The 12,397-nt window shown below is 72.6% G+C and carries 12 protein-coding genes; 8 read left to right on the forward strand and 4 right to left on the reverse strand.

Annotated elements, in window-relative coordinates; genetic code table 11:
* Positions 1–5 precede the first annotated feature (5 nt).
* From BXA03_RS21220 to BXA03_RS21235, 4 genes are read right to left on the reverse strand one after another with little or no spacing between them, the layout of a single operon-like run.
* A complete protein-coding gene (locus tag BXA03_RS21220; RefSeq protein WP_076511183.1) occupies positions 6–287 on the reverse strand; it encodes a BrnA antitoxin family protein in 282 nt (93 codons plus the stop codon).
* Positions 268–540, reverse strand: a complete 273-nt coding sequence (locus BXA03_RS21225) for a BrnT family toxin (protein ID WP_076511184.1) — start codon at positions 538–540, stop codon at positions 268–270. Before BXA03_RS21225 ends, BXA03_RS21220 begins: the two co-directional genes overlap by 20 nt.
* 53 nt (positions 541–593) lie before the next feature.
* The gene (locus BXA03_RS21230; RefSeq protein ID WP_076511185.1) at positions 594–2,279 is read right to left on the reverse strand and encodes an ATP-dependent DNA ligase; all 1,686 of its coding nucleotides are present in this window, start codon (positions 2,277–2,279) and stop codon (positions 594–596) included.
* Positions 2,276–3,373: a ligase-associated DNA damage response exonuclease gene (locus BXA03_RS21235; protein ID WP_076511186.1), complete on the reverse strand. Its 1,098-nt coding sequence runs from the start codon at positions 3,371–3,373 to the stop codon at positions 2,276–2,278. Before BXA03_RS21235 ends, BXA03_RS21230 begins: the two co-directional genes overlap by 4 nt.
* Before the next feature lie 162 nt (positions 3,374–3,535).
* On the opposite strand from BXA03_RS21235, the gene BXA03_RS21240 reads away from it, so the two are divergent.
* The 8 genes from BXA03_RS21240 (at position 3,536) to BXA03_RS21275 (ending at position 12,371) form a co-directional block, all read left to right on the forward strand.
* Positions 3,536–4,441: a LysR family transcriptional regulator gene (locus BXA03_RS21240; protein WP_076511187.1), complete on the forward strand. Its 906-nt coding sequence runs from the start codon at positions 3,536–3,538 to the stop codon at positions 4,439–4,441.
* Positions 4,442–4,596: 155 nt separating this feature from the next.
* Positions 4,597–5,643, forward strand: a complete 1,047-nt coding sequence (locus BXA03_RS21245) for a tripartite tricarboxylate transporter substrate binding protein (protein ID WP_076511188.1) — start codon at positions 4,597–4,599, stop codon at positions 5,641–5,643.
* Between the two features lie 167 nt (positions 5,644–5,810).
* Positions 5,811–6,740, forward strand: a complete 930-nt coding sequence (locus BXA03_RS21250) for a polysaccharide deacetylase family protein (RefSeq protein WP_076511189.1) — start codon at positions 5,811–5,813, stop codon at positions 6,738–6,740.
* Positions 6,741–6,803: 63 nt separating this feature from the next.
* The gene (locus BXA03_RS21255; RefSeq protein ID WP_159444737.1) at positions 6,804–7,514 is read left to right on the forward strand and encodes a GntR family transcriptional regulator; all 711 of its coding nucleotides are present in this window, start codon (positions 6,804–6,806) and stop codon (positions 7,512–7,514) included.
* A 60-nt stretch (positions 7,515–7,574) separates the two neighbouring features.
* A complete protein-coding gene (locus BXA03_RS21260; RefSeq protein WP_076511191.1) occupies positions 7,575–8,273 on the forward strand; it encodes an aspartate/glutamate racemase family protein in 699 nt (232 codons plus the stop codon).
* 127 nt (positions 8,274–8,400) lie between these two features.
* A complete protein-coding gene (locus tag BXA03_RS21265) occupies positions 8,401–9,636 on the forward strand; it encodes a ring-opening amidohydrolase (protein WP_076511254.1) in 1,236 nt (411 codons plus the stop codon).
* Positions 9,637–9,642: 6 nt separating this feature from the next.
* On the forward strand, positions 9,643–11,046 hold the full coding sequence (locus tag BXA03_RS21270; protein WP_076511192.1) for an amidase: 1,404 nt from the start codon (positions 9,643–9,645) through the stop codon (positions 11,044–11,046).
* Entirely contained in the window at positions 11,043–12,371 is a 1,329-nt protein-coding gene (locus BXA03_RS21275) for an FAD-dependent monooxygenase (RefSeq protein WP_083716229.1), read from the forward strand. Before BXA03_RS21270 ends, BXA03_RS21275 begins: the two co-directional genes overlap by 4 nt.
* Positions 12,372–12,397 lie beyond the last annotated feature (26 nt).

Here is a 12,397-nt window from a genome sequence, read left to right on the forward strand (position 1 = left end):
CGCCTTCAGTGATGGGCGCTCAGGGCCAGGGCGTTGCGCAGCAGGCTGTTCACCCGCGTCTGCCAGCCCGGCCCGCTGCGCTTGAGGGCTTCGAGCACGTCGGCATCCACGCGCATGGTGAGTGCCACCTTGGGCTGGGCCAGCCGCGGCCGGCCACGCGCGGGCCGCAAGGCCGCCAATTGCGCATCGTCCAACGGCAGGTTGTCCGGATCGTCCAGGGCCGCCGCAGTGAGGGCGTCGTCCTCGACGGCCGTCGGGGCTGTGAGTTCAGGGCGCTTCTTGTTCATAACGTCGGAATTCCCGCAGGTTGGCCTTGCGAAGGCTGATCACCCGGCGCACGTCAGCCCGGTCGGTGAACACCACCACCCAGAGCCGGCCGGCCATGGGCGCCAGTGCGACCTGACGCGGCTCGCCATAGTCGCGCCGCAGGTCGGGCGCTACCAGCGCATGGTCCCAGTCGAGGTCGCATGCCCTGGCGAGCGAGACACCGTGCTTGGCCTGGTTGAGGGCATCCTTGCCCGTGTCGAAAACCCATTCCACCCTGATTTTTTGTGTTGGCGAAAAATATCGCCTCCAGGGAGGTTATCAGACGATCATGCCGGCAACAAAGCCTGCAGCGTCTGCAAGGTATCGGCCTCCTCCACCGGCTTGTCCTGCCGCCAGCGCAGCATGCGCGGGAAGCGGGTGGCGATGCCGCTCTTGTGGCGGGGGCTGCGGGCGATGCCTTCGAAGCCGAGTTCGAAAACCAGCGTGGGCCGCACGCTGCGCACCGGCCCGAAGCTCTCGATGGTGGTCTTGCGGATGACCGCGTCGACCTTCGCCATCTCGGCGTCGGTGAGGCCCGAATAGGCCTTGGCAAAGGGCACCAGCTGGCGGCCCTCCTGCTCCGGCGGGCCGTCCCACACGGCGAAGGTGTAGTCGCTGTAGAGGCTGGCACGGCGGCCGTGGCCGCGCTGGGCGTAGATGAGCACGGCGTCGACCGTGAGCGGGTCGATCTTCCACTTCCACCACAGGCCGACGTCCTTGGTGCGGCCGACGCCGTACTGCGCGTCGCGGCGCTTGAGCATGAAGCCCTCCACGCCCAGGCTGCGGGAGGCCTCGCGCTGGCGCGCCAGATCGGCCCAGCTGTCGCCAGTGAGCACGGGGCTGGGGCGCAGCACCGGATGGTTCACCTCGGCCAGCAGGGCCTCGAGCCGCGCGCGGCGCTCGTGCTGGGGCAGGGGACGCAGGTCCTGCCCGGCTTCTTCAAGCAGGTCGTAGGCGAGCAGCACGACGGGCAGCTCCCGCAGCAGCTTGGGGCCGAGCGTCTTGCGGCCGATGCGCTTCTGCAGTTCGGCGAAGGGCTGCACGCGGCCGGCGGTGCGCACGGGCGCGGAGCCCTCCACCGGCTCGTCGCGCCAGACCACGATCTCGCCATCCAGCACCGTGCCCTCGGGCAACACGTGGCCCAGCGCGGACAGCTCGGGAAAGCGCTCGCTGACCAGCTCCTCGCCACGCGACCAGATCCAGGCCTGACCGCCGCGGCAGACGACCTGTGCGCGGATGCCGTCCCACTTCCATTCGACCTGCCAGCCCGAGGGCGGGCCCAGCAGTTCGTCGAAGCGTGCGAGCGGCTCGTTGAACGGATGGGCCAGGAAGAAGGGATAGGGCTGGCCGCCGCTGATGGGCGCCCCCTCGCCATCCGCGCCTTCGGGCGCAATCAGGGACGCATAGTCCACCTCTCCAGGACGCGCGCCGATGTGGGTGTAGCCCATCAATCGCTGCGCGACGCGCTTGGGGTCCAGTCCACCCACGGCCGCGAGCGCCTGCGTGACCTGCAGCTTGGACACGCCGACGCGGAAGGCGCCGGTGATGAGCTTGAAGTAGACGAGCCGCTCCTCCGGCGCCAGCAGTCGCCATTGCGCACGCAGCGTGTCGGGCAGGCCCTCGGCCGGCGCGCCGCGCAGGGGCAGCAGGTGCTGCTCCACCCAGTCGGCCAGGCCCAGCTCGTGGGTGCCGTCGGAAGGCGGCAGCAGCAGCGCGATGGTCTCGGCCAGATCGCCCACGGCCTCGTAGCTTTCGACGAACAGCCATTCGGGCAGGCCCGCGGCCTCCTGCGCCAGCAGGCGCAGCAGCTTCACGGGCACCAGCTGGCGCGGCTTGCCGCCCGCGAGGAAGTACACCGCCCAGGCCGCATCGCGCGGCGGCGCGGCGCGCAGGTAGCGTTGCAGGGCGGCCTGCTTGACCAGGTTGGAGGTGCTGGCGTCCAGCTCGCGGTAGAGGGCGGCGAAGGCTTTCATGACGCCTCGGGATGGGCGGTGGCCTCGGGCGCGTCGGCGATGTCCTCGTCGCCGTACTCGGTGGCGAAGCCCTGCGCGTCCAGCCCGTTCTCGCGCAGCCAGCGCACCAGCACCGCCACGCTGCCGTGCGTGACCATCACCCGCTCGGCGCCCGTGGCCGCGATGGCGTTGTGCAGGCCGGGCCAGTCGGCGTGGTCGCTCATGACGAAGCCGCGGTCCACCCCGCGGCGGCGGCGGGTGCCGCGCAGCAGCATCCAGCCGCTGGCGAAGGCATCCGAGGCATTGGCGCCGAAGCGGCGTATCCACGGCGTGCCCTGCGCTGACGGGGGCGCCACCACCAGGGCGCGGCGCAGCATCGCGGCGTCGACGCCAGGGTCGGTCACGCGCAGCGTGGGCGGCAACGCCACACCCGCGGCGCGGTAGACGGCATTGAGCGGCTCCACGGCGCCATGCACCACGATCGGCCCGATGGAGGCGTCGACGCCATGCAGCATGCGCTGCGCCTTGCCGAAGGCATAGCCCAGCAGCACGCTGGCACGGCCTTCCTCGGCGTTGCGCCGCCACCAGTCGTCGATCTGCGCGAAGAGCTCGGGCTGCGTGGGCCAGCGGTAGATGGGCAGGCCGAAGGTGGACTCGGTGATGAAGCAGTCGCAGCGCACCGGCTCGAAGGGCGTGCAGGTGCCGTCGGGCTCGGTCTTGTAGTCGCCCGAGGCCACCCAGACCTGGCCGCCGTGCTCCAGCCGCACCTGCGCCGAGCCGAGCACATGGCCGGCCGGATGCAGCGAGATGCGCACGCCGTTGTGCTCGATGGCCTGGCCATAAGGCAGGGTCTGCAGCGTGATGTCGGCACCCAGCCGCGCGCGCAGGATGCCTTCGCCCTGCTCGTGCGCCAGGTAGTGCTGATGGCCCCAACGGGCATGGTCGGAATGGCCGTGCGTGATGACGGCCCGGTCCACGGGGCGCCAGGGGTCGATGTAGAAGTCGCCGGGCGGGCAATACAGGCCCTCGGGGCGGGCGACGACCAGATCGCCGGGGCGCGACGCGGCGCGCGGTGGCGGGAGCGATTCGGTCTCGGGCGGTGTCTCCGTGGGCATGGCCCGCCGATGTTAGGCAGCAGCGCGCGCGGGCGCATGCCCCGGCGGGCGCTTCGCCCTGTGGGCGGGTGCCTACGCCTGCGCCGGGCCTGGGCGTTCCTGCGGCCGTACATGCGGCTCGGCACGCCACGCTGCGGCAGCCCCCCTGCACAATGCGCCGCCATGCTCCACCCGCCGCGCTCCTTCGTCTATCTGGATGCCGTCGCCCGCGCCGGCTCGATCCGCAAGGCGGCGGAGACCTTGCACGTGGCCTCGACGGCGCTCAACCGCAAGATCCTGGAGATCGAGGCCGAAATCGGCACGCCGCTGTTCGAGCGCCTGCCGCGCGGCGTGCGGCTGACGGCCGCGGGCGAGGTGCTGCTGACGACCGTGCGCCGCACGCTGGGCGACCTGCGTTCGGCCGCCTCGCAGATCGAGCAACTGCGCGGACTGGTGCGGGGAACGGTGCGCGTCGGTTGCGCCGAATCGGTGGCCACCGACCTCATGCCGCGCACCATCGCGCTCTACCAGCAGGCGCACCCTGGCGTGCAGTTCCAGCTGGTGTCGGGCGTGACGGCGCAGCTGCTGCAGCAGCTGATGGCCGACGACGTGGAGATGGTGCTGGTGCACGACCCGCAGCCTTCCGAATCGGTGCGGGTGATCAGCGCCATCGACCAGCCCCTGTGCGCCATGCTGCGTCCCGACCATCCCCTGGCCGGCCGCGAGAGCCTGCGCCTGGCCGACTGCCAGGAGTTCGTGGTGGCGCTGGGCGACCGCTCTTTCGGCAGCCGGCGGCTGCTCGACGCGGTGATGGCCCGCTCGCGGCTGCAGCTCAAGGTGGCGCTGGAGGCGAGCACGGTGCAGACACTCAAGGAATTCACCCGGCAGACGGGGGCCATCAGCTTCCAGTTCCAGATCGGCACGCTGCGCGAGGCCCGCACCGGCGAGCTGGTGTCGATCCCGCTCACCGACCGGTCGCTCACCAGCAGCCAGCTGGTGCTGGCCACGCGCGAGGGGCGGGTACTGCCGATCGCGGCGCTGTCCTTCCAGGAGGCGCTGGTCAACGCGCTGGCGGCGCTGCCGCCCTGAGTTCCACGGTCTTCCCGGGCCGGCGTGACCCGCCTGGCACGAAAGCCGCTTGCGGCGGAAATTGTGCACAATCAAATTCGTGAAGTGCACAATCCAGGTGCAGGCACTTCCCAAGGCGAAGCGCGGCACCCGCCCAACCTTCCGCTGGAGCCGCCATGAACCGTCCTGTTGTCTCTTCCTCTGCCGCGCGACTGCCGGCCCGATCCACCCGCCGCACCTGGGCCGCCGCCCTGCTCGGCGGGCTGCTGGCCGCGGCCGGGCTGGGCACCACCCTGTCCGCCACTGCCGCCGAACCCGCCGCCTGGCCCGAGCGGCCGGTGAAGATCGTGGTGCCCTTCCCGCCCGGTGGCGCGGCCGACGTGTACGCCCGCCTGGTGGGCCAGAAGCTCGCCGAGGTCACGGGCAACCGGCAGCCCATCGTCATCGACAACAAGCCCGGCGCGGGCGGCATCATCGGCACCGACGTGACGGCCAAGTCGCCGGCGGACGGCAGCACCTTCCTGATGGTGACCATCGGCCATGCGGTCAACCCCTTCATGTACGCCAAGCTGCCCTACGACACCCGCGCCGACTTCGTGCCGGTGGGCGTGGTGGCCGAGGTGCCCAGCGTGATCGTCACCGGCCCGGCGCTCAAGGACAAGTCGCTCAAGGACCTGCTGGCCATGGCCCGCGCCAAGCCCGATGAGCTGCAGTACGCCTCGTCCGGCGTGGGCACCACCAGCCATGTGGGCGCGGCGCTGATCGAGTCGATGACCGGCGTGCGCATGACCCACGTGCCGTACAAGGGCGCCGCCCCCGCGCTGCAGGACGTGATGGCCGACCGCGTGCCGCTGTCGGTGGACATCATCACGTCCTCGCTGCCCCTGGTGACCAGCGGCAAGCTCAGTGCCGTGGCCGTGACCGGTGCCAAGCGCGCACCCAAGCTGCCCAACGTGCCGACGGTGGCCGAGGCCGGCATCCCGGGTTACGAATTCGTCTCCTGGTACATGCTGCTGGCGCCGGCCAAGACGCCCAGGCCGGTGCTGGAGCAGGTGAATGCCGAGCTGCGCAAGGTGGCCGGCCTGCCCGACTTCCGCACCCGCATCGAGGACACCGGCGGCCAGGTCATCACGACCACGCTGCCGCAGGCCAACGACTACCTCAACGCCGAGTTCACGCGCTGGGCCAAGGTCGTCAAGGAACGCAACATCAAAGCAGACTAGAGAACCACCCCGTTGCTTGAGCACCTGGACCACCCCCGTTGCTTGCTCACTTCGTGTAGCCGCATCCCCCCTCAAGGGGGCGCGCCCCGCGGCCCGTCGAAGCCGGTTCCGCGGGCGCTTCCGCATGGCCTGCTCCGCGGCCGTAGGTTCCTGGGAAATTCACCCGCATGACACCAACATCCTTCAGCCCCTCCCGCGACTTCATCGGCTACGCCAACCGCCCGCCCGCCGTGGCCTGGCCGGGCGGGGCACGGGTGGCGGTCTCCTTCGTGCTGAACTTCGAGGAGGGCGCCGAGTTCTCGGTGGCCGATGGCGATGCGCGCAACGAGTCGGTGTACGAGGTGATCGACCCGCGCACCGGCTGGGATCCGTGCATCGACAGCCACTTCGAGTACGGCACCCGCGCCGCCTGGTGGCGCATCGCCGAGCTGTTCGACCGCCACCGCGCGCCGATGACCGTCAGCGCCTGCGGGCGGGCCGTGGCGCGCAGCCCCTGGCTGGCGCAGGACGCAGTCGCCCGCGGGCACGAGGTCGCGGCCCACGGCTGGCGCTGGGAAAGTCACGCCGGCATGGCGCCCGCGCAGGAGGCCGCGGCCATGGACGCCTGCCTGGCCGCCATCGAGGCCGCCTGCGGCCAGCGGCCGGTGGGCTGGCACACGCGCTCAGCCTGCACGCCGCATACCCGGGCGCTGCTGGCCGAACGCGGCTTCCTCTACGACAGCGACGCCTACAACGACGACATGCCCTTCTTCGTGCCGGTGGCCGGCCGGCCGCACCTGGTGCTGCCCTATGCCTTCGACACCAACGACATGCAGTTCCAGCACACGCAGCGCTTCGCCACCGCCGCGCAGTTCGCCGAGTACGTGTGCGACGCCTTCGACTGGCTGCACGACGAGGGCGCCACGCGGCCGCGCATGATGTCGGTCGGCCTGCACCTGCGCATGATCGGCCGGCCGGCGCGCATGAAGGCGCTGGCGCTGATCCTCGATCACCTGCGGCGCCGCGGCGGCGCCTGGATCGCCACGCGCGAGCAGATCGCCCGCCACTGGCTGGCCCACGCGCCGGGGCCGGACGCCGTCAGCACCGCCGCCGGATGACGGCTTGCGCCGACAGGGATCGCGCGGATGGGCGACCAGGAACGCTGCGCTAAAGTCGTCCGGATGCATCCGACGGAAGAGGCCATCCACCGCACCCTGGCGCAGACGCTGCTGGCCGGGCGTCTCGCGCCCGGCACCCAGCTGGTGGAAACGCGGCTGGCGCAGGTCTTCGGCGTCTCACGCGAGCGGGTGCGCAAGGTGCTGCACCGCCTGGGCCACGAGCGCCTGCTGGACCTGGTGCCCAACCGCGGCTGCTTCGTCAGCAACCCGACGCTGGCGCAGGCGCGCGAGATCTACGACGCCCGCCGGATCATCGAAGGCGGCATCGTCGGCAGCCTGGCCGGCACGCTCGCACCCGCGCAACTGGAGGCGCTGGCCGAACACGAGCGGCGCGAGCATGCCGCCCTGCATGCCGGCGACCGCGCGGCCTCGATCCGCCTGTCGGGCGAATACCACCTGCTGCTGGCCGAATTCACCGGCAGCCCCTTTGTGGTGCGGCAGTTGCAGGAGCTGGTCAGCCGCACCGCCATGCTGGTGGCCTTCTTCGAGCCGGCCAGCGCCTCGGGCTGCGGCTGCGAGGAACACGAGGCCATCAGCCTCGCCCTGCGCCGCGGCGACGCGGCAGGTGCGCTCAAGGCCATGCAGGTGCACCTCTCGCTGATCGAGACACGCCTCAAGCCTCGGGCCGCGCCCGAGGCCGAGATCGACGCCGAACAGGCCATCGCCGAGGCCTGGGCTGACAGCCAGGGTGCGCTGGCCCCGTCGGCCGCCTGACCCGCGGGCACGGGCGCTGCTTTCACCGACCGGCACCGCCGCCACATCACGGGCCTCGCCATGACCCAGACCGCTCCCGCCCTGCCGCCGCGCCCCCGGCTTCTGGTGCTCAACCCCAACCGCACCGCCGCCATGACCGACGCGGTGCTGCACGAGCTGCGGCGGCTCACGGCCAGCCAGGTGGAGCTGCGTGGCTTCACCTGTGAGGACGGGCCGCCGGTGATCGCCACGCGCGAGAGCTTTGCCGCCGGCGCCGCCGCCGCCGCCCGGGCCTGGCCCGCCGTGGACGACGGCTGGGCCGATGCCGTGCTGCTGTCCTGCTACGGCGACCCCGGCCTGGCGGCGCTGCGCGCGGCCAGCCGCGTCCCGGTGCTGGGCATGGCCGAAGCGAGCATGCTGCAGGCGCTGGCCCGCGGGCGGCCCTTCCACATCGTCACGGCGGGCAAGGCCTGGGGACCGATGCTGCATGAGCTCGCCGCGCGCCACACCCGCGCCTGGCCACTGCTGCAAGGCATCACCACGCTGGACACCACCGGTCTGGCCGGCAGCCAGAACCCGGCGGCCTTCTCGGCGCTGGTGCAGCGGGCCCTGGACGACCTGGCTGGCGCGCATCCGGGCGGCGCCGCGCCCGACTGCATGCTGGGCGGGGCCGGCTTCGCGGGCATGCGGCCGACGCTGCGCTATGGCGGGCTGCTGGAGGACGGATTGCAGGCCGCGCTGGCGCAGTGGCGCGCGCTGCCGATCACGCCGAGCGCCTGATCAGCGGCCCTTGCGGCTGCCGGCGGCCAAATCGACCGCACACAATTTGCGCTCACTCCGAGCGAAACAATGCGCTGGAAGTTGGCGCAGCCGCTGCCCATACTGCGGCCATCTTGTGCAGCGCATCATGACTTCCGCCCCCCTTTCCAGCTCCGCCGACCTGCGCCCGCAACTGGCCGTGCACCGCCTGGGCATGGCCCATCCCGGCGACCTGTCGGCGCTGGCTGCGCTGTTCGACGCCGGCACCGTGGCCGCAGACGAGGTGGTCGCGGTCATCGGCAAGACCGAGGGCAATGGCGGCGTGAACGACTTCACCCGCGGCTACTTCACCCAGTCGCTGATGCATCTGCTGGCCGAGCGCACCGGCCGCCCGGCCGAGGCGATCTGGCGGGAGCTGCCCTGCGTGCTCTCCGGCGGCACCGAAGGCGTGCTGAGCCCGCACTACGTGGTCTTCTCGCGCCGGACGGCGCCGGTCGATGCGGGAAGCAGCGCCGGCAGCCACGTTGTCGAGCCCGGGGCGCCCATCGGCCCCGGCACGGCCGCCGACACCCATGCCCAGGCTCGCCGCGAAGCGGCAGCCCCCGGCGCCCTCGCCATCGGCACCGCTTTCAGCCCGCCGACGCCCGCGCAGGACATTGGCCGCTGGACCCACGTCCGCTCGGTCGCCCAGGCCGTGCGCGCCGCCATGGACCAGGCCGGCATCGACCGGCCCGAGGACGTGGCCTTCGTCCAGCTGAAGTGCCCGTGCGTGACCTCGGCCCGGGCCCAGGCGGCCGCCGCGGCCGGCCACACCGTGCTGACGGCCGACCCGGGCCGCTCCATGGCCTTCGCCCGTGCGGCAGGCGCCTTCGGTGCGGCCATCGCGCTGGGCGAAATGCCGGACGACCCGGCGCTGGAAGGCGCGCTGCTGCGCGACTTCGACCGCTTCTCGGCCCGCGCCAGCGTCTCCTCGGGCGTCGAGGTCAGCGCCAACGAGGTGATCGTGCTGGGCCACAGCACCCGCTGGCAGGGCCCGCTGCGCATGGGCTACGCCCCGATGCGCGACGCGCTGGACATCACGGCCGTCGGCGAGGCGCTGCGCCCGCTGGGCCTCACGGCCGCGCCGCAGTTGCCCGCCGAGCAGGCGGCGCGCGTGGCCGCCGTCTTCGTCAAGTGCGAGCCCGACCGCCGCGGCCAGGTGCGCGGCGCCCGCCACACCATGCTGGACGACACCGACATCAATGCCCAGCGCCACATCCGTGGCGCCGTGGGTGGGCTGGTGGCGGGCGTGCTGGGCGACGGGCGCCTCTTCGTCTCGGGCGGCGCGGAACATCAGGGCCCCGACGGCGGCGGCCTGGTGGCGGTGATCGCCGAGGTGGGCTGACACGCCATGAGCCCCACCCTCCCCTGGCAGATGAGCGCCGAGGCCCTGTCGCAGGCCTATGCGCAGCGCACGCTGTCGCCGGTGGAGGCGCTGCTGTCCGTGCTCAGCCGGGCCGACGCGGTCCACCCCCTCCTCAACGCCCTGGTGGTGCGCGATGACGCCGCCGCCATGGCTGCCGCCCAGGCCAGCGAAGCGCGCTGGCTGCGCGGCACGCCGCTGTCGCCGCTCGATGGCGTGCCGCTGACCGTCAAGGACAACATCCCCGTGGCCGGCCTGCCCTGCCGCTGGGGCAGCCGGCTCTTTGCCCATCACCGGCCGGCACGCGACGAAAGCCCGGTCGCGCGTCTGCGCGCGGGCGGCGCCGTGATCCTGGGCAAGACCAACGTGCCCGAGTTCACGCTGCAGGGCTACACGGACAACCCGCTCTTCGGCCCCACCGGGAATCCGTGGGCGCCGGCGCTCACGCCTGGTGGCAGCAGCGGCGGTGCGGTGGCGGCGGTGGCGGCCGGCATCGGCCCGCTCGCGCTGGGCACCGACGGCGGCGGCTCGATCCGCCGGCCCTGCGGCTTCACCGGGCTCCATGGCTTCAAGCCGGGGCGCGGCGTGGCGCCGCGCGCCGACGGGCTGCCGGTGCTGCTGCCAGGGCTGGAAGAAGCCGGCCCCATCGCCCGCAGCATGGCCGACCTGCTGCTGGCCCTGCGCCTGCTCGCGCCCACGCTGACACCGTTGGCCGAAGTGCCGGGGCCGCTGCGCATCGCCTACTGGCGTGCCATCGGCGACAGCCCGGTCGACGCGGCCATCCTGGCGCGCTGCGACGCGGCCGCCGAGCGGCTGCGGGCGCTGGGCCATACGGTGGCCGTGCAGTCCTCGCTGCCCGAAGTCGAGGCCTTCAACCGCCGCGCCTGGCCGGTCATCGCGAGCACCGGCCTGGCGGCCGTGCTGCACGAGCGCATCGACGGCCATGAAGAAGACGCGCTCACGCCCGCCATGGCGTCGCTGCTCGCGCAGGGCCGCAGCCAAAGCGCGGTCGACCTGTTCCAGGCCCAGGCGCTGCAGCGCGCGCTGGCGCGGGCCTTGCAGGGCCTGTTCGCTCAGCACGACCTGCTGCTCACCCCGGCCAGCGCGGCCCTGCCCTGGCCGGCCGACCAGTCCCATCCCACCACCATCGCCGGCCTGCCGGTGGACGGCCGCGGCCATGCCGTGTTCACCGCCTTCGCCAACGGTGCCGGCCTGCCCGCGCTGGCCGTGCCCGCCGGCCCGACGGAAGACGGCCTGCCGGTGGGCCTGCAGCTGGTGGCGCCCCGCGGCGGCGATGCGTTGCTGTGCGCCGTCGGCGCGATGTGGGAACGCGAGGCCGCACCCGCCTGGTGCTGGCCGCCCGCCCTCGACAAGGAAGAACTGCCCTCATGAAGATCGTGATCGTGGGCGCCGGCGTGGCCGGTGCCATCCTCGCCCGCCGCCTGGCCCGCCTGCCCGGCGTCGAACTGCACTGCCTCGAACGCGTGGGCCCCGACGACCATGCCGAAGCCGGCACCGGCCTGAACGTGGGCCCCAACGCCATCAAGGCGCTGCGCCGGCTCGATGCCGCACTCGCTGCCGAGGTGGAAGCCGCCAGCCTGCCCTGGACCCGCTGGGACATCGCCCTGACCGATGGCACGCCGCTGATGGCGCTGCCGCTCGCGCAGGTGGCGGACAACCCCGGCATCCGCATCCGCTGGTCGGAGCTGTACCGCGTGCTGCGCCAGGGCGCAGGCCCGGCCATCCGCTACGGCTGCACGCTCGAATCGGTGGGCGCCAGCGCCACGGCGCCGGGCAAGACCCGCGTGCGCTTCACGCAGGACGGCGCCACGAACGAGATCGACGGCATCGACCTGCTGGTGGGCACGGACGGCCGCTACTCCCGCGTGCGCGAGACCTTCTCCGGCGCGCCCGAGCCGCGGCACACCGGCGTCGCCATCCTGCGCGTGCTGGTGCCCGACACCAGCGCCGGGCTGGTGGACGACTACGGCCAGTGGTTCAGCGGCTGCCACCGGCTGCTGGCCTTCCGCGTGCCACCGGACCATGTCTACATCGCCGCCACCTACCCGGTGGCACCTGGCGCCCCGGTGCAGGACGCCTGGAAGACAGAGGCCGTGATGCGCGCCACCTACCAACCCGCGCAGGGCGAGGCCAGCCCCGCCGTACGCTGGCTGCTGGACGCCATGTGCGCCCAGCTGCACGACGCCCACTGGGCCCGCATGCAGGAGGCCGACGTGCGCTTCGCCGAGACCGCGGTGGACGTGCTCTACCTGGGCGACAGCGCCCACGGCATGGCGCCCACGCTGGGCCAGGGCGCGACGCAGGCCATGGAAGACGCCTGCGCCGCCGCGCTGATCGTGGAGGACGCCTGGGCCCGCGGCCAGCGCACGCCGCGCGTCTGGCTCGACCGCATCGTGGCCGCGCGCACCGAGCGCCTGCGCTTCGTCATGGACCTGTCGGTGCGCGCCACCGACACCATGCTCGAAGGCGCCGACCCGGTGGCCGGCACGCGCTGGAAGACCGAGGCGCCCTTCCAGGCCGAGCTGGCGGCGCTGTTCCGCGACGTGGCGCTGGGCGTGCCGGAGGAAGCCTCGACCAAGGCCCAAGGGCAGTCCGTGAATCCAAGTCCGTTCGGGCTGAGCTTGTCGAAGCCTGGCGCAAGCCCTTCAGAGCGAACAGGTGATCCGACGGCCATTTGGCCAAGGCCCACGGCCTGATTCCTGCTCGGCCTTCCCCAGCACCG

The organism is Pseudacidovorax sp. RU35E (genome assembly GCF_900156165.1).
Classification (GTDB): domain Bacteria; phylum Pseudomonadota; class Gammaproteobacteria; order Burkholderiales; family Burkholderiaceae_C; genus Xenophilus.

What these genes read in the sequence shown, in the direction of transcription:
- BXA03_RS21275 (WP_083716229.1), top strand. Translation starts at nt 11,043, where the DNA reads ATGAAGATCGTGATCGTGGGCGCCGGCGTGGCCGGTGCCATCCTCGCC.
- BXA03_RS21260 (WP_076511191.1), top strand. Translation starts at nt 7,575, where the DNA reads ATGACCCAGACCGCTCCCGCCCTGCCGCCGCGCCCCCGGCTTCTGGTG.
- BXA03_RS21250 (WP_076511189.1), top strand. Translation starts at nt 5,811, where the DNA reads ATGACACCAACATCCTTCAGCCCCTCCCGCGACTTCATCGGCTACGCC.
- BXA03_RS21220 (WP_076511183.1), bottom strand. Translation starts at nt 287, where the DNA reads ATGAACAAGAAGCGCCCTGAACTCACAGCCCCGACGGCCGTCGAGGAC.
- BXA03_RS21230 (WP_076511185.1), bottom strand. Translation starts at nt 2,279, where the DNA reads ATGAAAGCCTTCGCCGCCCTCTACCGCGAGCTGGACGCCAGCACCTCC.
- BXA03_RS21255 (WP_159444737.1), top strand. Translation starts at nt 6,804, where the DNA reads ATGCATCCGACGGAAGAGGCCATCCACCGCACCCTGGCGCAGACGCTG.
- BXA03_RS21265 (WP_076511254.1), top strand. Translation starts at nt 8,401, where the DNA reads ATGACTTCCGCCCCCCTTTCCAGCTCCGCCGACCTGCGCCCGCAACTG.
- BXA03_RS21245 (WP_076511188.1), top strand. Translation starts at nt 4,597, where the DNA reads ATGAACCGTCCTGTTGTCTCTTCCTCTGCCGCGCGACTGCCGGCCCGA.
- BXA03_RS21240 (WP_076511187.1), top strand. Translation starts at nt 3,536, where the DNA reads ATGCTCCACCCGCCGCGCTCCTTCGTCTATCTGGATGCCGTCGCCCGC.
- BXA03_RS21270 (WP_076511192.1), top strand. Translation starts at nt 9,643, where the DNA reads ATGAGCCCCACCCTCCCCTGGCAGATGAGCGCCGAGGCCCTGTCGCAG.
- BXA03_RS21235 (WP_076511186.1), bottom strand. Translation starts at nt 3,373, where the DNA reads ATGCCCACGGAGACACCGCCCGAGACCGAATCGCTCCCGCCACCGCGC.